At 50.2% G+C, this 24,909-nt stretch carries 25 protein-coding genes and 1 tRNA gene; 12 read left to right on the top strand and 14 right to left on the bottom strand.

The features are described 5' to 3' along the window. Positions 1-25: 25 nt before the first annotated feature. Positions 26-1,300: an MgtC/SapB family protein gene (locus FEK30_RS15800; RefSeq protein ID WP_030007367.1), complete on the bottom strand. Its 1,275-nt coding sequence runs from the start codon at positions 1,298-1,300 to the stop codon at positions 26-28. 100 nt (positions 1,301-1,400) lie between these two features. Then, complete coding sequence (locus FEK30_RS15795; RefSeq protein ID WP_099238964.1) at positions 1,401-2,015, bottom strand: hypothetical protein; 615 nt, start codon at positions 2,013-2,015, stop codon at positions 1,401-1,403. Between the two features lie 297 nt (positions 2,016-2,312). Between FEK30_RS15795 and FEK30_RS15790 the strand changes: the two genes are divergently transcribed. The 3 genes from FEK30_RS15790 (at position 2,313) to FEK30_RS15780 (ending at position 4,836) form a co-directional block, all read left to right on the top strand. Next, a complete protein-coding gene (locus tag FEK30_RS15790; protein WP_065716906.1) occupies positions 2,313-2,663 on the top strand; it encodes a hypothetical protein in 351 nt (116 codons plus the stop codon). A gap of 286 nt (positions 2,664-2,949) precedes the next feature. After that, a complete protein-coding gene (locus FEK30_RS15785) occupies positions 2,950-4,146 on the top strand; it encodes an HhoA/HhoB/HtrA family serine endopeptidase (protein ID WP_138073702.1) in 1,197 nt (398 codons plus the stop codon). 9 nt (positions 4,147-4,155) lie between these two features. After that, the gene (locus FEK30_RS15780; RefSeq protein ID WP_138073701.1) at positions 4,156-4,836 is read left to right on the top strand and encodes a pantothenate kinase; all 681 of its coding nucleotides are present in this window, start codon (positions 4,156-4,158) and stop codon (positions 4,834-4,836) included. A gap of 2 nt (positions 4,837-4,838) precedes the next feature. On the opposite strand, the gene FEK30_RS15775 is transcribed toward FEK30_RS15780, so the two are convergent. The 5 genes from FEK30_RS15775 to FEK30_RS15755 form a co-directional block, all read right to left on the bottom strand. Continuing rightward, positions 4,839-5,807, bottom strand: coding sequence for a hypothetical protein (locus FEK30_RS15775; RefSeq protein ID WP_168191155.1), 969 nt, complete (start codon positions 5,805-5,807; stop codon positions 4,839-4,841). A 181-nt stretch (positions 5,808-5,988) separates the two neighbouring features. Then, entirely contained in the window at positions 5,989-7,914 is a 1,926-nt protein-coding gene (locus FEK30_RS15770) for a peptidoglycan D,D-transpeptidase FtsI family protein (protein ID WP_138073699.1), read from the bottom strand. A gap of 60 nt (positions 7,915-7,974) precedes the next feature. Next, a complete protein-coding gene (locus FEK30_RS15765) occupies positions 7,975-8,445 on the bottom strand; it encodes a hypothetical protein (RefSeq protein ID WP_052349673.1) in 471 nt (156 codons plus the stop codon). A 232-nt stretch (positions 8,446-8,677) separates the two neighbouring features. Beyond that, positions 8,678-10,213 (bottom strand): cryptochrome/photolyase family protein, encoded by a 1,536-nt coding sequence (locus tag FEK30_RS15760; RefSeq protein ID WP_138073698.1) that lies wholly within the window; start codon positions 10,211-10,213, stop codon positions 8,678-8,680. A gap of 259 nt (positions 10,214-10,472) precedes the next feature. Next, complete coding sequence (locus FEK30_RS15755; protein ID WP_030007358.1) at positions 10,473-12,053, bottom strand: Na+/H+ antiporter; 1,581 nt, start codon at positions 12,051-12,053, stop codon at positions 10,473-10,475. A gap of 288 nt (positions 12,054-12,341) precedes the next feature. Here FEK30_RS15755 and FEK30_RS15750 point away from each other — a divergent pair, with 288 nt between their 5' ends. Next, positions 12,342-12,719: a DUF805 domain-containing protein gene (locus FEK30_RS15750; RefSeq protein ID WP_173867233.1), complete on the top strand. Its 378-nt coding sequence runs from the start codon at positions 12,342-12,344 to the stop codon at positions 12,717-12,719. 92 nt (positions 12,720-12,811) lie between these two features. Here FEK30_RS15750 and FEK30_RS15745 read toward each other — a convergent pair whose 3' ends face one another. Together FEK30_RS15745 and FEK30_RS15740 are read right to left on the bottom strand one after the other, a co-directional pair. Next, on the bottom strand, positions 12,812-13,912 hold the full coding sequence (locus tag FEK30_RS15745) for a peptidylprolyl isomerase (protein ID WP_030007356.1): 1,101 nt from the start codon (positions 13,910-13,912) through the stop codon (positions 12,812-12,814). 175 nt (positions 13,913-14,087) lie between these two features. Further along, positions 14,088-14,161: transfer RNA gene (locus FEK30_RS15740), tRNA-Arg, on the bottom strand. Positions 14,162-14,221: 60 nt separating this feature from the next. Here FEK30_RS15740 and moaC point away from each other — a divergent pair. Genes moaC through FEK30_RS15715 form a run of 5 tightly spaced genes read left to right on the top strand, consistent with a single transcriptional unit; the run spans position 14,222 to position 16,662 of the window. Next, the gene (gene moaC, locus FEK30_RS15735; RefSeq protein ID WP_062435523.1) at positions 14,222-14,731 is read left to right on the top strand and encodes a cyclic pyranopterin monophosphate synthase MoaC; all 510 of its coding nucleotides are present in this window, start codon (positions 14,222-14,224) and stop codon (positions 14,729-14,731) included. Between the two features lie 55 nt (positions 14,732-14,786). Then, positions 14,787-15,044, top strand: coding sequence for a hypothetical protein (locus FEK30_RS15730; protein ID WP_138073697.1), 258 nt, complete (start codon positions 14,787-14,789; stop codon positions 15,042-15,044). Further along, positions 15,037-15,336 carry a DUF3181 family protein gene (locus tag FEK30_RS15725; protein ID WP_012307887.1) on the top strand — a complete coding sequence of 100 codons (300 nt, stop codon included), beginning with the start codon at positions 15,037-15,039 and terminating at the stop codon, positions 15,334-15,336. The genes FEK30_RS15730 and FEK30_RS15725 overlap by 8 nt, the downstream gene beginning before the upstream one ends. Positions 15,337-15,349: 13 nt before the next feature. Continuing rightward, a complete protein-coding gene (gene tsaE, locus FEK30_RS15720; RefSeq protein ID WP_138073696.1) occupies positions 15,350-15,805 on the top strand; it encodes a tRNA (adenosine(37)-N6)-threonylcarbamoyltransferase complex ATPase subunit type 1 TsaE in 456 nt (151 codons plus the stop codon). Positions 15,806-15,852: 47 nt separating this feature from the next. Continuing rightward, entirely contained in the window at positions 15,853-16,662 is an 810-nt protein-coding gene (locus FEK30_RS15715) for an LmeA family phospholipid-binding protein (RefSeq protein ID WP_138073695.1), read from the top strand. Positions 16,663-16,974: 312 nt separating this feature from the next. Here FEK30_RS15715 and pstA read toward each other — a convergent pair whose 3' ends face one another. The 3 genes from pstA to FEK30_RS15700 all read right to left on the bottom strand — a co-directional run bounded on the left by pstA (position 16,975) and on the right by FEK30_RS15700 (position 20,022). Continuing rightward, positions 16,975-17,886 (bottom strand): phosphate ABC transporter permease PstA, encoded by a 912-nt coding sequence (gene pstA, locus FEK30_RS15710; RefSeq protein ID WP_012307883.1) that lies wholly within the window; start codon positions 17,884-17,886, stop codon positions 16,975-16,977. After that, a complete protein-coding gene (pstC, locus tag FEK30_RS15705; protein WP_012307882.1) occupies positions 17,883-18,821 on the bottom strand; it encodes a phosphate ABC transporter permease subunit PstC in 939 nt (312 codons plus the stop codon). Before pstC ends, pstA begins: the two co-directional genes overlap by 4 nt. Positions 18,822-18,957: 136 nt before the next feature. Next, positions 18,958-20,022 carry a PstS family phosphate ABC transporter substrate-binding protein gene (locus FEK30_RS15700; RefSeq protein ID WP_030007350.1) on the bottom strand — a complete coding sequence of 355 codons (1,065 nt, stop codon included), beginning with the start codon at positions 20,020-20,022 and terminating at the stop codon, positions 18,958-18,960. A gap of 884 nt (positions 20,023-20,906) precedes the next feature. Between FEK30_RS15700 and FEK30_RS15695 the strand changes: the two genes are divergently transcribed. Beyond that, positions 20,907-21,851, top strand: a complete 945-nt coding sequence (locus tag FEK30_RS15695) for a spermine/spermidine synthase domain-containing protein (protein ID WP_138073694.1) — start codon at positions 20,907-20,909, stop codon at positions 21,849-21,851. 65 nt (positions 21,852-21,916) lie between these two features. Here FEK30_RS15695 and FEK30_RS15690 read toward each other — a convergent pair whose 3' ends face one another. Both FEK30_RS15690 and clpS read right to left on the bottom strand, forming a co-directional pair. Further along, positions 21,917-22,771 carry a type II CAAX endopeptidase family protein gene (locus tag FEK30_RS15690; protein ID WP_138073693.1) on the bottom strand — a complete coding sequence of 285 codons (855 nt, stop codon included), beginning with the start codon at positions 22,769-22,771 and terminating at the stop codon, positions 21,917-21,919. 91 nt (positions 22,772-22,862) lie between these two features. After that, positions 22,863-23,150 carry an ATP-dependent Clp protease adapter ClpS gene (gene clpS / locus FEK30_RS15685; RefSeq protein ID WP_012307878.1) on the bottom strand — a complete coding sequence of 96 codons (288 nt, stop codon included), beginning with the start codon at positions 23,148-23,150 and terminating at the stop codon, positions 22,863-22,865. A gap of 226 nt (positions 23,151-23,376) precedes the next feature. On the opposite strand from clpS, the gene FEK30_RS15680 reads away from it, so the two are divergent. Both FEK30_RS15680 and FEK30_RS15675 read left to right on the top strand, forming a co-directional pair. Beyond that, complete coding sequence (locus FEK30_RS15680) at positions 23,377-24,261, top strand: alpha/beta fold hydrolase (RefSeq protein WP_138073692.1); 885 nt, start codon at positions 23,377-23,379, stop codon at positions 24,259-24,261. Positions 24,262-24,283: 22 nt separating this feature from the next. Beyond that, positions 24,284-24,826, top strand: coding sequence for a hypothetical protein (locus FEK30_RS15675; protein ID WP_315862696.1), 543 nt, complete (start codon positions 24,284-24,286; stop codon positions 24,824-24,826). Positions 24,827-24,909: the final 83 nt, after the last annotated feature.

Below are 24,909 nucleotides of genomic sequence, written 5' to 3'. Positions count from 1 at the left end.
CCCCTCCCAGGCGGTGAAGATGACTTCAAAATAGCTGGGTCAAAATGGGCAGCAACCCCAACACACTAAAGCCCAGCAAAAAATACAAACTTTGTTGTCCCGTTTGGCGATCGCCAAAGGAGCGGGCATAAATTCCTTTGACCGCGTTGTTACTCGCCGTCGCAATCAAAATCGAAATACTGGCTAGGGGTAAAGACAAGGACTGGCCCGCCGATTGGGTCAAGCTCAGAATAAAGGGATCTACGTCGGTGATCCCCATAATCGCCGCAAAAGAATACACACCGCGATCGCCTAAATAATCAACAATGTACCGGGTCAAGAGGGAGATCACCACAAAGAGCAGCGCAAAACTAAAGGCCGCCTTTAGTTCCAAGGGGTTGCCCTGGGGATGGGTCGCGGCGATCGCCTGGGGATCCGTCCCATTTTTTTTCCGGAGGGCGATCGCCAAGCCCCCCACAACTCCCACCAACCCTAACAGGAAAAACGAACCCATCAGCCGCTCAGACAAAGCTCCATTAAACAATTCCAATAGCAAAATTAAGCGCCAGTACATCATCCCCGAAGCCATCACCATGCCTCCCACATACCGCTGGGAATTTGCAGGATCGACGCTAGAACGTTTCGCCAGGGCGACGGTGGTCACGGTCGAAGAATAGGCTCCCCCCAAAAGAGCCGCCAGGGGAATGCTGCCTTGACCCTTAATGAGCCTTTGGAGCAGAAAGCTGCCGTAGGAAACGGTACTCACAGCCACCACCACCAGCCAAGTTTTAAAGGGGTTGAGATCAAAGGTAGTCAGGGCTTGATTGGGCAAAATGGGCAAAATAACGATGGTCAGCAGCAGAAATTTGGTGAAGGTGAAAATATCCTCCTCAGAAAACCGCTCAGCCAATCCTTCGAGAAACGTCTTCAGTTCCAACAAAATCAAACTGGCGATCGCCAAGGAAGACGCCACCCAAAAATGCCCGTGGTAGACCAGCGCCCCCAGAATATAGGTCGCCAAACCCGCCATCTCCGAAGTAAGACCAACCCGTGACGTTTCCGCCTTGTGCCAATAGGAAATCATCATAAAGCCACCAATCACCGCCAAACCGCCGATCACTGCCAGCATTTGGGTTTGGGCCAAAAAAGCGACACTATAACCAATCAGACCAATGAGCGGATAGGTGCGCACGCCCCCAAAGGCATAGCCCTTATTGAGTTTGTGTTCCTCCCGTTCAAGGCCAATGAGAAACGACAAAAATAAAACCACCAGAAGCTTATAGGCATCTGCTGGGACGAGGCTGAGGAGTTGGGAGCCCATTACCAAAAATGTGTTGCGATTTTACGATAGCAATATTTGCCGCTCCGCACCCAATGACAAACAAATGATTGTGCTTGGGGCCGAACGCGATGTACTCACCTTACCAGCAGCCGAGGTAGTAAACATCTTCGTAGTGTTCGGTGCAACCTTCACTGCCAATATTATTCAAAATATTCATGCTGGTGTTGTGGAGCATTGAACTGACATAGGATTGCTGTTCGGCGGAAACCGTAACGCCTCCACTCGCCATTAGCTGGGCTTGGTATTGCTGGAGGTAGGCGATTAAAACATTCACCATCACCCCCGAATAGGGCCAGGGGGTAATCGCCGCTTCGATAGTGTTTGGGTCAACGGCGATCGCCTGATTATTTTGCATTCTGTAGGTGGCAGTGGGGGTCAGGGCATAGAGAATTTTTGGGTCATTATTGGCGTTGGCCTGGGCGAAAAAAACCGTCACCTGACTCGGCGAAAAATAACTGATCCGTCCTTGAGCATCCAGATAAATTAAACCCTGATCATCGGAAAAAGGGCCGATAATCCCAGTATTGGGGGGGACAGGAGGAAAGCCGAGCTGTTGGGCCACAAAGACGGCATTGGCATCCCCTTGGAACTGAATTCCCACTGGATTAGCTTGGGCTGGTGCACAGATCATTTGCCCCATGAGACAACCAAGGCCCACACTGGCACTCAGATAACGACGCAAAACCTGGAACATCACAGCTTTCTCCCTCAGTAATACTTTATTTCAAATAATCACAACAGCATTGGGGGCACTTTTCAGGATTTTTCCGCCGCCCGAAAATCTGCTCCATTAGTATAGTGAGCTTTTCCCAGAAGCCTTTTAGATTGCAACAAAAGACAAAATTTTCACCGACAGCCCAGGACAAATTCGGTAGCGATCTTAACGGCCTTGGGGAACAAACTGCATAGGTTCTGGGGGGCCGCCACTACAACCCCGTGGAGGTTAGTCCCTAATCTCTCAATTTATTCTCCTTTGCAATGGAGCAAAACCATGAAATCAACACAAGGTATTGGCGTACAGTTGTTGGATGGTCTGTCTTTGGGGTTGATGGTGCTGTTGTCTAGTGCCCCAGCGGCGATCGCCACCCCCACAGAAATGACCTGTCCAGAGGGATGGCGTCTCCATACCCAAGAACTCAATCCCCAGATCCGTATCTGTTTACCCAAAAATATCCACCTCCCAACGCTCGCGGATCTCAGCCGACAACCTGCCCAGGTGCAGGTACAACAACTGCGAATTATCCAAACTGGCGCTCAGATCGATCCGAGCCACCCCAAGGAGTCCCACATTCAAAGTTCGAGCCGTACCTCAATCCAGGTTTACCAACATACCAGCCAGTAACAATTTGGCGAGTTGTCGGGGGTTGATATTGTGCCAGAGTCAGCAAGCTCTGGTTTTTTGTTGGCGAAAGTGACTGGGGAGATTTTTTCTGATCTAGATATTCCTTGGAATGGCAGGAGTATTCAGGCCGTTGGCAGCCGATTTTTTTTAAAAGTTTTTTAAAAATTGACCGCAATTAACAAAAGAGGTTTTCTGGGCTGGTTAAAGTAGGGAATCAAGCAAGATTTTTGCCATAATTTTAAGGCAAGCTTGCGTTTATCTTTGCGCCTCCAGTCTCCTCACACCCATGCTAAATCAATCTTTTCGTCAGTGGAGCCTCTACACGACTTTCCTTATCCTCGGGGGAAGCCTGGGGTTTTTGGGCCATGCCTATTGGTTCCAAAGACAGCTAAATGCATCTTTGCAGGCCTATGGTGAGTTTCGTCAATATGAGCAATCCCTGGCTGCGCTGGATCTCAACCAAGACTCGGTAAATTTTATTGCTGAAGCGGTCAAAACCGTTGGGCCGACCGTCGTGCGCATTGATGCCCTAGATCAGACGGAGGCCTCGGCATCACCCACACCGTTATTTAAGAGGTTTTTTCAATTAGAAGAGGGCTTTCCCACCTTTGACGGCGATCGCCAACCCCAAGGCACGGGCTCCGGTTTTATTCTCAGTAGTGATGGCCAACTGGTGACCAATGCCCATGTGGTGGGAAATAGCTCTAAGGTAAAGGTGACTCTCAAGGATGGCCAGGTCTTTGAAGGGCAAGTGATGGGTGTTGATGAGCTAACGGATATTGCCGTGATTAAAATCGACGCCACGGGGTTACCTACCGCAACATTAGGGAATGCGGCGGGTCTGACCCCAGGGGAATGGGCGATCGCCATTGGTAATCCCCTCGGTTTTGACAACAGTGTCACCGTCGGCATTATCAGTGCCCTTGACCGCCCTAGTGCCCAGGTCGGCATTCCGGACAAACGGGTACGTTTTATCCAAACCGATGCCGCCATTAACCCTGGTAATTCCGGTGGCCCCCTCCTCAATGTGCGGGGGGAAGTGATTGGCTTAAATACAGCGATTCGCGCCGATGGCCAAGGTCTGGGATTTGCCATTCCCATCGAAACCGCCCAACGCATTGCCCAACAACTCTTTACGGAGGGGAAAGCGACCCACCCTTACCTGGGGATTCGGATGCTGGCATTGGACGGAGAAGGGAAAAATCGATTGCGAGAAACCCTGCCCGCCATGGCCCAGGATCTTGATTTAAATCAGGAAACAGGGGTGTTGGTGATTGAGGTTGCCCCAGATTCTCCGGCGGCGATCGCCAATATCCAGGTGGGAGATATCCTCAAGCAGGTGGGGGATCAACCCGTCCTGACCGCCTTTGATGTCCAGGATGTCGTAGAACGGAGTAGCATCGGTGCTGATTTACCCATTGATCTCAAGCGCCGGGGCAAAATGCGGCAGTTAACCGTCCAGCCTACGGAGTTTCCGAGTTAGGCCAGGGTTATGGATCAATGGTGGGCCTTAATGATTGGCAACTCTCGTCTCCATTGGGCGACATTTACGGGGGATACCTTGCAAACGGTGCACCACACAGCCCATGGCACTTGTCTCCCTGGCGTGAAACAGTTGCACTATCTGGCTTCGGTCGTCCCCCAACAAAGCACTTGGATACGGGCTCATTTTCCCACCGCCAAGCCCATTACCTTGGCCGATATTCCCCTCGAAAATCTCTATCCCCAATTGGGGATTGATCGCGCTCTTGCGGTCTGGGGGGCCGGACAACGGTATGGCTTTCCCTGTTTAGTGGTTGATGGGGGGACGGCCTTAACCTTTTCAGCGGCCAACGGCGATCGCCAATGGATCGGTGGTGCGATTCTACCGGGTTTAAACCTCCAGTTTCAAAGCCTCACCCAGCACACTGCCGCCTTACCCAAAGTCCATTTACCGACGCAATTGCCCCCCCGTTGGGCCAATGATCCCGCCGGGGCGATCGCCAGTGGCATTACCTACACAGTTCTTGCTGGGGTCAAAGATTTTATCCGCACTTGGCAAACCGAGTTTCCCCAGGGTCAGATCTTCAGCACCGGGGGAGATGGGGCGTGGCTGGCCCAACAGTTACCTATTTTGCATTACGATCCGGGGCTTATTTTCCACGGATTTGCGGCCCTGAGACGTAATCGCTGATCCTAACGGAGTTGGTAAACCTTGCCATCGAGCAGTAGGCGGGTAATGCCCTTGGCCGCGAGACAACCGCTCGTTTTGAGGAAAAGGTCGCCATTGGGAATTTTGATGATTTTTTGGGTGCGCCCCCGGATAAACCGTTTGGCGACACGGTGGTTATCAAAAATGGGAAGGGTTTTTTGGCTGATTTCTTCGTCGGGAATTTCCCCTAAATCCTGAAAATCCTGCATTGGCCGGGCGATCAACTCCGACAAACGATCCGTCACCACATAGCAATTGCGGGGGAACTGGGCTGCTTCGAGGGGCAAAACTTCCACCGTTTCCGAGTGGGCGACCGGGGTCACATCAAATTCTTCATCGTCGTCGTCATCATCATCAAATTCCTCATCGTCGTCATCATCATCAAATTCATCGTCATCACCGATGTCTTCTCCCAATAATTCCTTGAGGGCCTGTTGGCGATCGCCCAACTGAATTTCCTGGGCTAGGGCGAGTAAATCCGGATTAATTTCGATCTCCTCAAAGGTTGCAGCTTCCGGTTCAGGCTCAGAATCCTCTAGGGCCAATGCGGTCACTGCGTCGGAGGTGTCCAGCTCTGGGATTGCCTCTGGCTCTGGGTCGCGGGATTTACGTCTGGTGCGCCGCCGTTCCGTTTTGGGTGGCGTGTCCTCGGCTGTATCGGTAGATTCTGGAGCTGTCTCAACCCGTTTAACTAGCTTTGGTTTTTCCACGGTTTTAGCCGTCGATGGCTCCGGTTCGGGGGTTGATTTTGTCCCACGGTTGCCACGACCCAGGCGTTTGCGTTGGATCAATTCCTCATATTCACTGGCACTGAGACGACTCTTAAGAAAGCGACTAATGGTAGAGCTGCTCACGCCATAGCGGGACGCCAAAGTAGAAGTCGTTTCTGCCGTTTCACGGTAGGCAACGAGTAATTCTTCTTTGTCATGGTCGGTTAGTTTGCGGGGACTCATAGCGTCGATACAAAATGCAGATAAAGGTGAGCAGCCTGGGTCAAAGCGTGCCAGCACATTAGTTTAACCTGTGTGCTCTATTAGTGTATCCCTTCAAGGAACCAGCGGTTGCGGGATACACAGAATTTCTCCAGAAATTCCTGCAATTATCGCGGTGTCGGGAATTGTAATTGGTTTTTCTCTAGGGGGATGTTTCTGTGGAATCTTCTGGTACCACTGTAGGGCCAGTGGGAGGGATTTTTTCGCGGACAATTAGGGCCTGGAGCACATCATGGACGACGGGAGCGGCGACAGTCCCCCCAAAGGAATTGGGCTCTGTGGGTTCATCGGCAGCGGCAAAGACCACATAGCGGGGATTATCGATGGGGAAGATACTGACGAAGCTTGTGATGTAGGCTCCCGGAATATATTGGCCGTTGCGCGCTTTTTGGGCCGTGCCTGTTTTCCCACCAATCCGATAGCCGGCAATTTTTGATTTTTCGCCACTGCCATCGTCCACAACGGTTTCCATCATGTCGAGTACAGTTCTCGCCACCGCCGGGGAAAAAATTTGTGGGTTCTCCGAGGCTGTCGTTGTTGCCGCAAGCTGCTGGGCACTGTTGGGGATTTCTGCTTTGGGAGTGACGGTTTGGGGTTCCCCTTGGCTGTTGAATAGTCCCCGCACCAGATGGGGTTCGACGAGGGTACCGCCATTGGCGATCGCCCCATGGAGTTGCACCAACTTAATGGGGGTCACGGTTAACCCTTGGCCAAAGGAATTCACCGCCGCTTCAACGGGGCTAGCGGTAAATTTTTCACGACTCTTGAGGGTGCCTGTCACTTCTCCTGGTAGATCAATGCCCGTGGGTTCGGTGATTCTCAGGCTTTGTAGTCGGTCATAATAATCATCTCGGGAAAGATTTTGCATCAGCCGAATCATCCCCACGTTACTAGAGACCCGCAAAATTCCCGCCACATCAATCACACCGTTTCCGGCACCGTTGTAGTTTTTCATCCGGTGGGGGCCAACCTGAATTGATCCAGGATCATTCACCGACGTGTTGGGGGTAATGGCCCCTGCATCTAGGGCGAGGGCGACATTAATCGGTTTAAACGTCGAGCCTGGTTCATAGAGATCCGTGACGGCCCAATTTTTAAAAACACCATAGTTTTCGGGTTGGACTTGGGCGTAATTGTTGGGATCATAGTTGGGTTCTGTCACCAGGCTCAGCAGTTCCCCAGATTGGGCGTCCATGACAATGACAACACCCCGTTTCGCTTTGTAGGCAGCCATCTGTTTTTGGAGGGCTTGGCGGGCGGCCTTTTGGAGGGGAAGATCAAGGGATAGTTCTAATTCCCAATCGTCATATTTCATCGCCTCTGCCTGGAGATCTCCCGGCAGGATCGCTCCATTGCCATTGCGCCGGAGACTGAGGGAAATGGGCTCCCGTTGGATCAAATTTTCCTGGGAGAGTTCAATGCCGGCTCGACCTAGGTGGTCGTCTTTTTGGACATAGCCAGTAATTTCTGCAGTCGCGTCCCCCTGGGGATAGAACCGACCGTAACGTTCCACCAGTTCCAAGCCATCAATGCGTAATTGCCGGATGTCTTCAACTTTGGTGGCGTCTAGGCTGGCACGCAACAAGATACCACTTCTTTGGCGGCGTAATGTGGTCTCTAGGTCTGCGGGGGAAACATCGCCCAAAATGGGGGCGAGGTAATGGGCAACGGCCTTCGGGAGGTCTGTGGGGGCGATCGCCTCCGGGAGATTGTCTACTAACTGCTGGGGCAGTCGAAAACCGACAGGATGGGCATAGAGGGTATGGGAGATGCGATCTAAGGCGAGGATATTGCCCTCACGGTCAACGATAGTGCGTCGAGGAATGTAGGGACGGAGGGTGATCTGGTGCTGGGACTGGGCGATCGCCCCTAGCTTGTCGTAGTCAATGATCTGTAAGTAGAACACCCGGACAGCCAAAGCCAATAACCCCACCACAAAAATGCCCCAGACGAGGAATAAACGCCGTTGGAGCAGCTTCGGTGCGGGCGGCCGAGACCGGATGGCTTGTTGCTTGCGCCGATACAGTTGCCGTCGTTGTTGGTGGGAGTGGGGGGAAGGCATGGTCATCGGTTTGACCCCTGATTGCTAAGGGCAAATCTGCTCAACACTCTACCAAGAAACCAATGATTAATAGCCAATGGGAGATTGTTCGCGGACGTGGGGGAGATTATCTTGGGGCGCGGCGGGGAGAGAGACCTGGGCAGGCGTTTTGACATAAACGCTGTGGGCTGGGGTTGGCGCCACAAGTCCTGCGGTCGGTTGCTCTGCTTGGTGCTGGAAAAATTCGCCGAGGCTGGCACTGGTGGCGATGAGATCTGCCTCGTAGTCTTGGAGTTGGAGGAGGTGACTAAACGCTTCACTCCAGCCCTTTTGGTAATAGGCTTTTCCGGCATATAAACCCATGGCCGTTGTCACGGCGGCGATCGCCACCCATTGGGTCACCTGCTTACTGATTCGGAGCGTGTGTACCAAAGGGGTTGTAGAGGGCTGTTCTGGCCGCGCTGGCAAGCTGCGAACCTTGGACTCTACCACTTTGAGGGGTCTGGATTTTTGCGGACGAGAGGGGGAAACCTGCCAGGGTCGAGGTGCAACTGCCATATCTACTTTCTATCGCCTCACACAAAAGATGTTGTCATTATGGGGTATTGTAGTCGCGCCTTGATCGATTTTCCCGTGTTTTTTTCGATTTTTACTAATTTTTCAAAAAAGCAATATTGATGTACTTTTCTTTCTAAGAAAAATATAAAGAAAGATATCAATGGGCAAAAAAAGTTCCCTGATTTTTATGATTTTTATGAAGTGGTTATGGCGAACAATCGGTGGCGATCGCCTATGGTAGTTCCCCTTGTGGAGCGGGCTTTAGGCGGTTTTGCCAAGTTTGGCCCTGGGCGCGGATGGCCTGCAATTCATCTGGGGAGAGCCGTTCTAAATGTTTGAGGATTAAATTCATCCGACCTTGGCTGCGGAGTTGACCTTGGTGGCGGTCGAGGAAGTGCCAGTATAGGGTATTAAAAGGACAGGCATTTTCTCCGTGGCGATCGCCTTTGTGGTAGCGACAGTCACGGCAGTAATCACTCATTTTATTGATGTAGTTGGCCGAGGCAGCGTAGGGCTTACTGGCAAGGATTCCCCCGTCAGCAAACTGCCCCATGCCGATGACATTGGTTTGCATCACCCAATCGTAGGCATCGATAAACGCGGCGTGGAACCAAGCTTCTAGGGCCTGGGGCTTGACCCCCAAGATCAAGGCAAAATTGCTGAGGATCATCAAGCGTTGGATGTGGTGGGCATAGCCCGTTTGTTCTACTTGTTGTAAGACCTGTTTGAGGCAGTTGAGATCGGTTTTGCGGCTGTCCCAATAAAAATCGGGCAGGGGCTGTTGGTGGTTGAAATGGTTTTTCTGGGCATAATCAGCGCCCACGTAATGGTAGAGGCCATGGAGATATTCCCGCCAGCCCAAAATTTGCCGGATAAAACCTTCGAGATTATTGAGGGCGATCGCCTTTTGTTCTCGGATTGCCTCTGCTTTTTTGATCAATTCCCAGGGATGCAACAGACCCAGATTGAGATAGGGCGAAATCAGACCATGCCAGAGGGTATATTCCCCCGTGACCATCGCATCTTGGAAGGTGCCAAATTTTTCTAAGCCCGTAGCGAGGAAATGCTCGAAGACCTGGAGGGCTTGGGTGCGGGTCACGGCCCAACGGAAAAGTTCAAGCTGCCCGTAGGTGACAAGACCTAAAGCTTTAACCCGGTTGATCACGGCTTGGGTCAGCTCATCGGGCGCAAAGGTTAGCGGTTGGGGAGGATTGAGGTCTTTCTTGGGCGGTTTGCGGTTGTCTTTATCAAAGTTCCACTGACCCCCAAGGGGTTGCTGTGCTTCATCGAGCAGGATCTTAAACCGTTTGCGACCCGCCCGATAAAAGTCTTCGAGGACGAGGCGTTTACGATTCTTGGCCCAGTTGTGAAATTCTGCCCGCGACCACAGGAAGTGATTATTAGGAATGAACTTGAGGGAACAGGGGAGATCTAAGGTCTGGATAAAAGTTTCAAAGGGGCGATCGCTAGGCTGCATCACCCACAATTCCGTGATTCCTTCAGTGGCGATCCAGTCGGTTAGGGCACTTTGAAAATCAGCGGCGATCGCATAATGGACAGACCAGCCGGCCTGTTTTAGCTCTTGGGCAAAGTGACGCATGGCCGACCAAACCAGCACCAACTTTTGACCGTGGTAGGGCCGTTGGCGGGCATAGTCTGCCGCTTCGATCAACAGAACCGGCGTTGTTGAGCGTTGGTCTTCCCGTTGTTGGAGGGCGGCCTGGGTGGCCCACAGTTGATCCCCCAGTACCCAAATCCCGACGGTCATGGGCTTTTCTCTCCCGAAAAATGCTGTTGGAGAGTGTAACACAGGCTTTTTTACGGCGGCGGCAGTGTGAGCTGGAGCAAAGACAATTAAATTTCTGTGAACCCGTGGGCGATCGCCAGAAAAACCCTTTAACGTGAAAAGGAATCCCCACAATTACAGGTATTTTTATGTCCGGCGAAGAACTTTTAACCCTGGCAACCCTCCTTAGCCCTGGGTTGGCCCTGTCGTTTATTGTGATGATCTGTTTTGCGAAGGGGGGTTAACTTTGGATTGTTTTTTCGGTGGCTTTGATCAAGGTCTCCTGGAGGAGGGGCGAAAGATCTTTATTTAAACGGCCTACCCGGATAAATTCGGCATAGGTGTCCGCCTCGATATCCAGGAGGGTATCGCGCAACTGCTTCATATCCAGTTCTTGCAGTTGGGGATGGCTGCCTTTGAGTTTTTCAATTTTTTCTTCGATGGTTTCTAGCTCCCCTTCGACGAGATCCCGTTCATAGCGGTAAAATTCCTCGTCCACATCGGCAGCGAGGTTTAACTGGTCGAGGTAATTTAACACTCGTTTGAGGGCGACACGACGGGCAAGATACTCGGAATATTTCTGACGAATCGGTTGATCACCAATCAAATCGAGTTTTTCTAGAACCCACTGGGTTGTCAGGCCCTGTACCAGGAGGGTGAATAGCACCACCCCGAAAATGATGTTGATAATTTCTTGGCGATCGCCGAGCACCACGGGCACGCTCAAGGCCACGGCAATAGAAACTGATCCCCGCAGACCGCCCCACCACAGCACCGTTTGTTCAGAGAAGCTCAGGGGGTTATTGCTAAATTGATTCGAGAGCCAACCCAAGCCATAGACGGAAATGGCCCGCGTCACCAACACAGCGGCGATCGCCACAAAAATTGCATCTAAACTTTCCCCCAGGGTGCCAAAATTGACCTGATCACCAATCAGCAGAAATACAATCGAATTCACAAAAAACGCGAGGAATTCCCAAAATTCCGAAACGACTAGGCGGGTGCGGGGATTCATGCCAATATTCGAGCCAAAATTCCCTAAAATCATCCCCACAGTCACCACCGCAATCACCCCAGAACCGCCCAATTCCTCCGTCAATAGGTAAGTACCATAGGCCGATACCAGGGTTAAAGATTGCTCCACGAGGGGAATATCGAATCGTTGGGTCAAGAAAGAAATGCCAAAACCAATCAAACAACCGAAGCCGACACCAATGCCCACAAACACCAGGAAAGTTGCCACCGTCGCCGACATCGAAAAGGTCTGGGTACCGAGGGGAATTCCCACCAGCAACAGAAACGCCACGACTGCGACTCCATCGTTAAAGAGGCTTTCCCCTTCCATCACCATCGTGAGTTTTTTACTGGCTCCCAACTCCCGGAACAAAGCCACCACCGACACCGGATCCGTCGCCGAGAGGGCCGCCCCCGCTAGCAAGGCAGAACTCAGGGCCAAGCTCGTCCACTGACTGAGGGCAAAACCAATCCCAAAGATGGCGATCGCCACCCCAGCCAAGGCAAACAACGCAATCGGCAACCATTGTTTCTGGAGTTCGCGCCAACGAATATTCCAAGCAGCTTCAAACAAGAGCGGTGGGAGGAAAATTTCAAGGATTAGCTCCGGCGAAAGATTCACTAAACGCACATTAATAAAAGCCAAACCCAGCCCCACAATCACCAACAAGAGGGTATAGGGGATCTGACGCAACCAACTAAAAATCCGTGAAAAGGTTGCAACGGTTAGGGAGATCGATAAAACCAACACAAACTGTTGCAAGTTTGTTGAAATCGCCGCTTCTGCAAGTTCTGCTAAAACAATCATGACCAAAGGCATGTCTAGATAATCTCTACAGATGCTAACAGGCATTGACCTCTGTCATCAGAAATATCAAGAGTCTTTAAATTTTTGAAGGCGATCATTAGCCCAGAACATCTTGTATTTCAAAGGTATATTGCATAGAAAAGCATTTAATTCACGCTTCCGTCACCTTGTTGTTTTTGTGTCAATTTAATAATTACAAAATGTTGACTTTTAGCATTGACTTGAATTCTTTATGAATCTTTTATGTAGAATAAAAGCCCAATCAATTGTTAATACAATAATAAAACAATGGATAAAAGTATATTTGAAGAATTTATCGATTATTACATTAAGGCTTGGCAAAATTATACAAACTTTAGTGGTAGAGCCCGCCGCAAAGAATTCTGGTATGTTTTTATCATCAACCTCTTGATTTCCCTTGTCTTGGGTGTTTTCCAGGAAACATTTCTTGGGGCGATCGCCTCTTTGGTTAGTATTATCTATTCCTTAGCCTTTATTTTACCTGGAATAGCCCTTAGCATCAGGCGTTTGCATGATACTGGCCGCAGCGGTTGGTGGCTCTTAATTGGATTTGTACCAATTATTGGTGTAATTGTCTTAATTGTCTTCTTTGCTTCCGACAGTCAACCAGGCCCCAATCAATATAATGCTGACACGATGGCATAACTTTTAAAAACTAACCTGCAAAAGGATAAACACCCCAAACCTTTGTTGGTAAAGGGTGTTTTTTAAAATCGAAAAATTAAAGGGTGATCGGTCTAGTTGGGGACAACTAAATTTTCAGAGCCATTAACAACTTTAGCCGCAATGATCTTGTCAGCTTTGCTGAGACTTTCAAGAACATCTTGGCCAGCGACAGTATAGCCAAACACAGAGTAACGACCATCCATCAAGTTAAATCCGGGTGGCGCTAATTCATTGTCAAATTTGAAGAAGAAAATCTGGGAAGAACCACCATTGGCATCATCGGCGGGACGGGCCAGAGCCAAGGCACCATAGGCATTAAAAGGAAGATTGATCTCTGCTAGGTAAATGCCGAGGTCTTCTAGGGTTGCCCCATAGGTCGCTTCATGGTCGCCAGTGAGCATAATTTCCATGGGGATGGCGCGGTACTCATTGGTTTTCGGGTCAATGAAACCATCGGCATCACCTTCAGGATCACCCGTTTGCAGAATGTAGAGATCTTCAGCCCGGTTAAACGGTAGGCCATCATAGAAGCCCCGCTGCACCAAATCAACAAAGTTTCCGGCATTAATCGGGGCGTTGTAACCGTCAACGACAACAGTAATGTCCCCTTGGGTGGTTTCGAGTTCGACGGTGGCCCGACCCAATAGGCGCGGTAGATTGGCATAGTCTTCGGGGATCGTGGTCGGATATTCGGCGATCATATTTTCTTCGATCGTACCGACTTTGTTGAGGATTTCCCGACGTTTTGTCCAGATCACTTCACGGTCTTTGGCGGCGATCGCCTCTCTCATGGTAGCGACATCCTGTTCCATTTCGCTCAGGAGCGTTTGGGCCTGTTCCTTAAAGCTCGGTACGACATCTTCGAGGATGCCATCTTGGCTAATGGAGAGGACGCGGCTGGCTTTCTTGGCATTGGCTGCAATCGGCCCCCAGCGTTTCGCCCGTAGATCCTTGGACATAAATTCCATGCTGTCCTGGAGGCGGCGAATGGGCTGATTTTCAATGGGCAGGGCGTAGCGGAGGATGGCTTCGGGATCAGTGATCGCATCCCCTTGGGCGAGGGAGGCGAGGGTGAAACTCGGTTGTGGTAAAGCCGAGGCCGGTTGGGTCACGCCAAAACAAACGGCGATCGCCAAAGCCACAGATAGGCAATAGTTTAAAAATTTGGTCATGACGGAGGGAAATGAGTTTGTTTGAATTTCTTTGTTTAAAAGAGTGCAGTTTGACTGGTCTCTTGTCATATTCTGCGTTTCCCTCTGGGCTTGTCAACAAAACATCACGACTCTTCAGATTCTTGCCACAACAAACCCCCCTGGGCTAACCTAGGAGGGCTGTTTTCTCTTCTTACGAGCCTGGAGAGATTCGAACTCCCGACCTGCTGATCCGTAGTCAGCTGCTCTAATCCGCTGAGCTACAGACCCATGGAGAAGAGTTGTGTTGTTTGACCAACAGTCATCTAATCTAACAGACGTTTTGGGTAAATGCAAGAGTTTTCTGAAAAAAAGATTTCCCTCCCTCCCCTGAGCCATCTCAACGCCCACGGTGAAGCGCAGATGGTGGATGTTTCTGAAAAGAACGTGACAAAACGGGAGGCGATCGCCACGGGGATAATCACTATGACCCACGCTTGCTTTACGGCGATCCAAGCGGGAGATGCCCCCAAGGGCGATGTTTTAGGTACAGCTCGCATTGCTGGGATCATGGCAGCGAAACAAACCTCGAACTTAATCCCCATGTGCCACCCGCTACCGATTAAAAAGGTGACGGTAAATTTTATTGCTGACGCAAACTTACCTGGTTATCGCATCGAGGCCAGTGTGACGACCAAATCCGAAACGGGGGTCGAAATGGAGGCGTTGACGGCGGTTTCCGTAGCGGCCTTAACCCTCTACGACATGGCGAAGGCAATGGATAAAGGGATGGTGATTTCTGAGATTCAACTGCTGAAAAAAACCGGGGGCAAATCCGGCGATTATACCCGGCAAGCCTGAAGAAAATCCTTGTGATAGGATCACCTGTGTTCCGTAAATGTGATGGGTAAAACCTATGCCTCGCAGTTGGCCGCGCAAACCTGACCGTAAAACTGATCCTGAATTCCGTCGCGCCGAAGACCGGATGAATTTTATTGTCCATGTGATGGTCTACCTCGCGATTAATTCGCCCATTTGGTTTACTGCCATGATTCAAACGACGGTAGAGCGTCCCTGGGTAAAACCGTTTAGCCTTGTTTGGCTGGGCGTTTTAGGGTTACACCTGCTTTACATTACGGCGATCGCCGATTATTCGGAGGCTTCCAATGGCTAGCACAATTCAAATCGAAAAACTCGCCGCAGAGATTGGTGAAAATATTTATATCGATGTGTCTGGGTGGCATTTGTATTTAGCCGATGCCCATTTACACACCACCGTCGCTGAGAAAATTTTCCCGGCCATTGAAGACCGTACAGTGGACGAAGCAAAAGTGATGGATGTTTTACGCTCGATCCAAGTTCCCCTGGGGGGCAAACAAGCTTTTGTCACCCTGGCCCAACTGATCCCCACCGCCGGCCAAGGGGATCTGCTCAAGCTCCTCGAAGACTATCAAGACAATTGGTAAATTAAAGCGATCAATGGCAGAAATTATTCTGTTAGAAAATGCAGCCGCCACCCAAGCTCTTGGGGTAAAGCTCGGTCAAAGGTTGCCAGAAAATACGGTGATCTTGCTCAGGGGCGATCTGGGGGCCGGAAAAACAACCCTCACCCAGGGCATCGGTCTCGGCTTGGGCATCACCGAGGCGATCGCCAGTCCCACCTTTACCCTGGTGAACGAATACCACACCGGACGCATTCCCCTCTATCATCTGGATTTGTACCGCCTTGACCCTGCACAAGTCGATGGTCTCTACCCCGAAACCTACTGGGAAGGCGAAGAATGTGACCCTGGCCTGACGGTCATTGAATGGTCAGAACGCTTACCCTATCTCCCGGAATCTTATTACCAAATTGAATTGAGCCATACTCGCAATGACCAGCGGCAAGCGACTGTGTCTGCGGTTAATGCGGATTTAAAATTGCTTGTCTCTTAGAAATTTTCAGCTAAAGTTAAGGACGAACCATCAGCCTGGGGCACACCATGGAATTTCTCGCAATCTTGATGTCCGGTTTTCTGACGGCCCTTTCCCCAGTGGGCTTGATCCTAGAGGAGGTCAGCGGTAAACGCATTGGCGATCGCCTCCAAGCCGCAGAAACCTTTGAAGTGCGGGTCGATAATGTTCCCAGTCACCAACTTCTCAAGGGCAAAATTGACCGCGTTCAGATTGCTAGTCGTGGCGTTGAACTTTTTCCTGGCCTACGTTTTGAGGTTTTAGAACTTGAAACCGATCCCCTCAGTTTTGACCTGGCTAAAGTTCGCAGTGGCAAACCTGGCCCCGGTGTTTTGGATCAGCCCCTCCAGGCAGGCGTGCGCTTTGTTCTCACCGAAGCTGACCTCAACCAAGCCTTAAATTCTCCGCAAATCACAGCTTTGGTTCAACCTCTCATTAATCGTCTACTCACCCGTCCCGGCAGCACCAATCCACCCCGTTTCCAATTAGAAAATGCCACCGTCGATTTCCTCGGCGAAAACCGTCTCCAGTTCACCGGAGAAATGTTCCAGATCAATCCTGAAACAGGCGAAGCAGAACGGGCGACGCTCCAACTCAGTTTTACCCTCGGCCTCGCATCTGGTAGCCAGTTCCAACTCACAGACTTTGAAGGGGCAGTTAATGATCAACTCCTCCCTCCGCCCCTCCTGAATGGCTTTGCCCAGGGGTTTAGTCGTCGCTTCAATCTGCGGATCTTCCAAGACCGGGGTTTAACGGCCCGCTTTCTCCAACTTCAAACCGGCGATCGCCAAATCCAGGGGGCGATGTTCATTCAGTTGGCTAACCCCACCCCCCAATAAATAACAAAATCTAATCACAGCCCTCAAAATTTTTGAGGTTTTTCTTTGCCCCAATCCATAGATATAACAGTATAGTTTACCTAGATTGCATAGCCCAAAAACAATATCTAGGACACCGGAGCTCAGTCACCATGGATCAAAACTGGATTGCTTTTCTCATTACCGCTGATGTCATGGCCTTTTTGCTCATTTTGGGATTGCGGACATGGCTCTTGCCGGAAGAAAAATAAAAGCTTTCGTCGAATAGCGCAAAAAGAAATCCTCCAGGGTATGGAGGATCTAATTTATCAATCTCAATTTTGTTTTAGAGCTTTATTTCTGGAATTTATTCCGGAGAAAAATAGCTGTGCCATTCATCGCCAATAATACCACCATCAAAACAATAATCCCCGCTGCTGCCACCGTGTGAAACTCTTCTTGGGGGCGGGAAACCCAGTTAAAGATTTGAATCGGCAGCGCCGTAAATGGCGTCTGGAGCCCTTCTAAGGATAAAGAAGGCAAGAAAGCGATAAATGTTAAAGCCCCTAGGGTGATCAGCGGGGCTGTTTCACCGATTGCACGGGAGAGAGCCAAGATAGTCCCTGTTAAAATCCCCGGTAGGGCGAGGGGAAAAATTTGTTCGCGCACCACTTGCCATTTGGTCGCTCCGAGGGCTAGACCAGCTTGCCTGAGGCTATCGGGTACAGCCTTGAGAGCTTCGCGGGTTGCGACAATAACAATGGGCAAAATCAATAGGCTGAGGGTTAAAGCACCAGCTAAAACACTGCGTCCCCCTGTCATTGGAGAAAGGAGCCGGACAAAAACCTGTAGCCCCAAAAGACCATAAATAATTGAAGGAACGGCAGCGAGATTGTTGATGTTGACTTCAATGATTTTCGTGAAAGTATTTTCAGCGGAAAATTCCTCTAGGAAGATCCCCGCACCCACACCGATGGGAAAGGTGATTATGGCAGTTAGGATCATCAACCAAATTGTCCCGACAAGGGCTGATTTGAGGCCGGCATCTTCGGGGCGTCTAGAGGGAAAGGAAGTTAACAATTTCCAATCGAGGCGCGGCAGACCATCGAAAAAAACGTCGATCAAGAGAACGGCCAGCACCACAATGCTTAAAATTACAGCGATCCAACTGAGAGTTTGAAATGCGGTATCCCAGCGGTAACGGGTTTTAAGACGAGTATCGAACAGGGTGTTCGTATTTTGGGAATTGGGAGGGTTACTATTCATTCGTATTTCTGTCTATAGCGACGCACAACCCAGTAACTGAGGATGTTTAGGGTCAGGGTGATCAAGAATAAAGATAAACCAACGGCATAAATGGTCTTAAAAGCCAAACTGCCAGCCGGGGCATCCCCAAGACTAACTTGAACAATAAAAGCAGTCATGGTGGCGATGGGCACCGTGGGATTGAGGGTGAGGGTCGGGTTTAAACCAGCGGCAATGGTCACAATCATCGTTTCTCCGACGGCCCTAGAAATAGCCAAAATAAAGGAAGAAACAATCCCGGACAAGGCGGCGGGTAAGACGACATTCACGATGGTTTCTCGTTTGGTGGCCCCCAGTCCGTAGGAACCTTGGCGTAGGCTATCGGGCACGGCATAGATTGCATCTTCACTGAGGGAGGCAACCAAGGGCAAAATTGAAATCCCTAACACTAAACCGGCACTCAAGGCATTAAAGGGAGAAAGCCCTGGAATAATCGCCCGTAGCGCTGGAGTCACCAATAACAGGGCAAAATAACCATAGACAACGGAAGGCACCCCTGCCAGAATTTCGAGGGCAGGCTTGAGCCATTTTCGGATCCCAGGGGAAGCATATTCACTTAAGCAAATAGCGGCCAACAGACCCAACGGCAAGGCCACGGAAATGGCGATCGCCGTCGTCATCAGGGTGCCAGAAACCAGCACAAAAATACCAAATTGTGGATCGACAAATAGTGGCGTCCAGCGGGTATCTGTTAGGAAAGTAAACAGGGAAACCTCATTAAAGAAGCCCGCCGCATCGACGACCAATGTGATGACAATTCCAAACGTGGTTAACACTGACACCAGAGCAAATAAACCAAAAAGCCCCACGATTAAACGTTGGCTCCATTTACTAAATGTCCGTGTTGTCCGCCAGAGTCCCGCATCAGCAAGGGGGGGGAAAGGACTAGTTGTCATAATTTTTAAATACTTATGATTTTGATTTATCAGCGATGCCACTACAAAAACAGCGGCATTCATTCAAAGCATAAAGGGAGTCGGGCCTTTTCTGAATGAATCTGCCCCACTCCCCAGCGAAACCTAAAAATAAAACCTAGAGAACTTCACCCAATCGAACACCGACGGTGGAACCACCATTAAAGATCGAACCAGTGGTGCGAGCAGCAAGGCGTTCCTGGGCCTTGGCGTAGAGTTCAGAATTGAGGGCAACATAGCCAACTTCAGAAACGAGGGAAGAATTTTCTTCAGCCGAGTAGAAGTCCATGAAGGCTTGAACCTGGGGCTTCTCATCCAAAGACGCTGCACTGACATAGATGAAAATCGGGCGAGCCAAAGGCTGATAGGTAGAGTCGTCTACCGTCGCAGTGCTAGGAGCCACACAGCCATCACCATTGCTGGGATCGCCGTCATCAATGGCCGCTGCATTCAAGTTGTCAGCATTTTCTTCGTAGTAAGCCAAACCGAAGTAGCCCATGGCGTTAGGATCATTCACAACCCCTTGGACAACAACGTTGTCATCTTCACTGGCAGTGTAATCACCCCGGCTAGCTCCTTCTTCACCATTGATGGCGTCGGTGAAGTAGTCGAAAGTCCCAGAGTCAGTCCCTGGCCCATAGAGAGTGAGGGGAGCATCCGGGAAGCCTTCCCGTACTTGACTCCAGTTGTTAATTTGAGAATCAGGAGACCAAATGCTAGCCAATTCTTCGGTGGTTAAACAAGTGGCCCAGTCGTTTTCGGGGTTAATAACAACGGAAATCGCATCATAGGCAACGGGAATTTCGATATATTCGATGCCAGCCTGTTCACAAGCTTCGATTTCTTCGGTGGAAATCGGGCGGGAAGCGTTAGAAATATCGGTTTCGCCAGCGCAGAACTTAGAAAAGCCACCACCAGTCCCGGAAACCCCAACGGTTACGCGGGTATCGGGGTTTGCGATTTGGAATTCCTCGGCCATGGCTTCGGTAATCGGGAAAACGGTACTAGAACCATCAATGAGGACATCGCCAGACAAACCAGACGCACTATCTGCAGGAGCATCAGTTGTGCCAGTGCCTTCAGTCGGTGTTTGGGTAGTATTACAAGCTGCAAGTGCAGCGGTAAGGGTGAGGCCAGCAAGACCCAAAGATAAGGTACGGAGGCGAGTAGCGCTCTGTTTCATAGTTTCCTCTATTGTGTACTGTGCAATTAAGCGTAAGTGAGCGATGGATTAAAACTTTTTAGCGAGATCGAGGCTTTCAGGCATTGACTGCTAGTCAGAGATTAAGATTAGAGCGATTTTTCTAGGCTTAAACTCTCTGAAGCTCTGATGAATTTGTAAATCTTCGAAAAAATGAATTGAGATTCACAAAACTTTTCAAGATGTTTATACCATAACTACAGAAAATCAATGCAGAATTTATGTTTGTTTTTTCTCTCCTCTCTCCAAAAAGTCCATCAGCCTTAAGCAAAGTTTTTAGGGAGGTTAAATGAAGGTTAATCTTTGCAAAAGTCGAGGTAAATTCAGGGGGGATTTTCAGCCAAATATCAAGGCAGTGACCAGTTTAGTTTGATTTGACTGCTTAAAAATCTTGGGCGACATTCAGGGCATCATGGGAGGCATTTAGATTATTGATGGTTCAAGAAGTAATCCTTTTTTGAAGGACTGACTTAAATCGTGAAAAACCAGTTCACAATAGCATTATTTTAGCAATCATAAAATAGTTTTTATGCCCAAAAAAATAGTGCCATTTTGACTAAAAAGTAATGTACTTTTTCTGAAAATATTGTACTTTCAGTTTTTGTGGAAAGCTGTGGGTTCGAGACAGCAGAAATGAAGTTAATTCCCAATGGTTATTCACGGCAAGTTTACGGATCAATGCATTGATTGTCTTTTTGGCGATCGCCTTTTAGCCTAGGGAGTTACTGATGCGGGTTCAATCCCCAGAGTTTTAGGAAGCATAAAGTTTTAAAAAGCTTACCGGACAAGGTTTTGGGGGGCGATCGCTAAAAAAATGAAAAAGTCTGCGATACTGGTATCCGGTCAATTGTCAGAAGGGAAAAATTATGGCAGGTAGCGAAGTCAAAGCCGACTATTGGATTAACGAGTACATTACGCCCTGGGATATTTATAGCCACGGGATCACCAAGATTTTGGCCTATAAACAAACCCAATTTCAGGAGATGGCGATCGTTGAAAGCGGTGCCTATGGTAAAGCCCTGGTGCTGGATGGAAAATGGCAGTCCTGTACCGGCGATGAATTTCTCTACCATGAACCCCTTGTTCATCCGGCGATGATTGCCCACGGTGCGCCGAAAAAAGTGTTGATCCTCGGTGCTGGGGAAGGGGCAACGGTGCGCGAAGTGCTGCGCTGGCAGTCCGTCGAAAAGGTGATGATGGTCGATATCGACGGCGAAGTAGTGGAAGCCTGTAAGGAATATTTGCCAGAGATGCACCAGGGGGTCTTTGATGATCCACGCCTCGATCTGCGCATTGAAGATGCCTTTAAGATTTTAGAAACCACCACCGAGAAGTGGGATGTGATCATTTCTGACCTGTCTGATCCCATCGAGGAAGGCCCTTCCTTTAAGCTCTTTACCAAGGAATATTTCACGCAATTGAAGGATGTGCTCGCGCCCGGTGGGGTTGTGGCGGTTCAGGCTGGCCCCACGGCTCCGGCGAATCTGCGGCTCCATGCGCGGCTGGTGAACACCCTCAAGGCTGTTTACACGAATGTTTCCTCCTACTCGACGCCCATTTCGAGCTACGGCTCCCCCTGGGGTTTTGCGATCTGCACCGATGGAGATTTGAATCTGCGTCCTGACCCGGAAACCGTGGATCAACTTTTGGCTGAGCAAACCACCGGTGGCTTCAAGATTATCGATGGCTTAACGCTGTTGGGAATGTTGCAAACTTTCCGCCATGTCCGCGAGGCGATCGCCACCCACACCGAAGTCTTTACCCTAGCGGAACCGCCGAAATTTTTCGGGAAAGGTCACAAAGCGCAGTAGAGACATTTTTCTAAGTTCTCTCCAGTTTTAAAAACCCCTCTAACTCTCCTCTAGGGGCCACCCCTTTAGCTCCCCTCAAGGGGAGAAGGTTTTTGGGATTTTTGGGCGGCACGGGCCATGATCCAGGCGAGAACGGCCAGGAAGAGAATGCCCCAGAGACCGCCGAGGGGATTGCCATCAACGCCCGTTAGCCAAGGGGAAACGCCTTCTTTGGATTGGATCAAACCCCCCACATTAAAAATGTAATAGCCCCAAACTAAGCCCCCATGGAGACCGATGGGTTTGCCGAGGCGACCAAAGCGCGATCGCTTCGCCCAAACCAGGGTTAACCCCAGCAGCACTAAGCCCGGAAATACTGGCAGCGTTCGGATCATCTCCGGGAGGGGTTTCAGAAAATGTAAAACCGCAAAGGCGATCGCACTGCCCCAAAGCACTATTTTTGAGCCATAGTCCCGCTCTAGCTCGTCATAAACCCAGCCCCGAAAGACCAATTCTTCTGCGAGGGCCACTCCCAAACCGCTCAAGGCTCCTTCGATCACAATGCGAATCAAGGCCGTTGTAGGCGGAATAATCTCGATAAAACCCAACAGATCTTCAAAAATCAGCAGTGCCCAGGTAAACCCCAGGCCGTAGGCCAAACCTGTAACCAAATCCACGCCATTCGCCCGTTGCCACACCAAACCATAGCGCCGGAAGGGTTGCGTTTCCCCGTGGACTTGCTTCACCCAAAAGGGCAGGTAAAACAAAAATTCCACAAACAACAGTCCCATGGTCAGGATGGTGGTCAGGTTTTCGTCGGCGCGAAAAATCAGGTACAACGGGGCCGCGAGGGGAAGCCAGATGATCCCCAAACTCAAGAAAAAAAGTCCCAGCCGCAGGGGTGCTGGGGTGGTTTTACAGAGATGCCAAAATCGTTTCAAGGGAAAAAGTCGTTGAGGTTTGCCACTTTCTATTTAATCTGTTTCTGGGCCGCAATCTGGCGATCGCCTTGATTAAAAAAGCAAAATATCTCTACTCGTCCGGCTCGATGGTGCTGGTGAGGCCGTGCATTTTCAGGGTTTCACAATAAAATTCCGCATGTTCTTGCACACAGGTGATCACCAAGGCAATGCCGTTGGTGTGGGCTTCCATCATGATACTGACCGCCTGGGGTTGGGTCAGACCGGCCACCGTTTGCATCAAGGTCTGTACCACATGTTCCATGGAGTTAAAGTCGTCGTTATGGAGCAGTACCCGGTAGCGGGGGGCTGGTTTACGGATGGTCGAAGTGGAACGTTGTTCGATCACACCGGTAGACATGATGAAGAAACCTCCTAGGCAATATTGGATTCAAGGGAAAAGATGAACTTTTACTGTCTCGGCAACTGTTGAGTTTTTGCCGCAGTAAACAATGTCACAATCAAAAACCGTCGCTTAGGTTATAGCACAAATTTCACGGGAACCTCACCCGGCGATCGCCCCAGAACCCCCCGGAAGAAAACGATACAATGGCAGTAGTTAACATTTTTTTACAAAAAAATCTCCGATGAGTGCGACCGTTTCCCCCCATGTTCTCGCTGAAAATCCCCCCAGTCAGTTTTGGCGATGGCGGGGTTACGACATCCACTATGTCCAGGCCGGCACCAGCCAAGGAAAACCGCCTTTACTCTTAGTCCATGGCTTTGGGGCTTCCACAGACCACTGGCGCAAAAACATCACGGTACTGCAAGGGGATTTTTCGGTGTGGGCGATTGATTTACTCGGCTTCGGGCGATCGCCAAAGGCTCCCGTTGTTTACAGCGGCGCTCTGTGGCGGGATCAACTGCGGGATTTTATTAACGAAGTCATTGGTGAACCCGTGGTGTTAGCCGGGAATTCCCTGGGGGGTTATGCATCCCTCTGTGCAGCAGCCCAATGTCCAGAGGTGGCCAAGGGTTTAATTCTCCTCAACAGTGCTGGCCCCTTCAGTGACCAAGTAAAAGCCCAACCTTCCCCCTGGAAAAAAGCCCTCCGCAAAGTTCTGTTTAGTCCCCTTTCAACCCAGCTTATTTTCCAATACACCAAACGGCGCGCCACCATCCGTAAAACCCTGCAAAAGGTTTACATCAACCAAGGGGCGGTGACCGAACGTTTGATCGACGAAATTCAGCGCCCTTCTAATGATCCGGGGGCAGCCAAGGTTTTCGCGGCGGTTTTTAACACCCCAGAAGGAGCCAAAGTCGATCATCTCCTGGAAGCACTAGATCGACCGTTACTGATGATTTGGGGCGAAAAAGATCCCTGGATTCGGGCACGGGAACGGGGGGCAAAGTTTAAACAACACTGTCCCAACCTCGTGGAATATTACCTAGAGTCCGGCCACTGTCCCCACGACGACACACCGGAACTGGTCAATCCTTTAATTCGCGATTGGCTCAACCAAACGTTTTAGGAAATCAAGCAATTTTGGTGCAATGACGATGGCGACCACTTTTAATCTTTCACCCCTCATCCGCATTACCCTGTTGAGTCTCTATGTTTCACTCACAGTCCCGATTCCGTTTTTAGCGGACGTCACCCAAGCCCCTGTTTCGCCAGTGCTCCTCTGGGTTGGTTTGGGGTTGGGGGCGATTTTCCTCTACGGTGCCCTCAGTGAAAAGGTCTGTCTGGATGAAACCGGAATTACCGTCACCTATCCGACTTGGTTCCGCTGGCTGACCCGTAAGGGCTGGTCATTGCCCTGGAAAAAAATCGACCAACTGAAAATGCGCACCACGGGTCAAGGGGGCTTGGTTTATTATTTCGTCACCCCAGAACGCGATCGCGCCTATTTGTTACCGATGCGGGTGGCGGGCTTTGCGAAGATGGTGGGCTTGATTGAAGCACAAACCAATATTGATACCAGCGATGTGCGGCCCCTGTCTCAACCGTGGATGTACATGATTTTGCTGGGGTTTACGGTGCTGCTGTGCCTCGTGGATGGTTGGGCGATCGCCACCGCCCTGACTTTGTCCTAAGCTCCGGACATTATCTGCGGTTCTGGGCTTCAGATCTAAGATTTCCTTCTAATGTGGAAACAAAGTCATCTGCAAGGGAAGGA

It is taken from the genome of Picosynechococcus sp. PCC 11901, from assembly GCF_005577135.1.
Lineage (GTDB): Bacteria > Cyanobacteriota > Cyanobacteriia > Cyanobacteriales > MRBY01 > MRBY01.
This window is presented reverse-complemented; position numbering and strand designations above follow the sequence as displayed.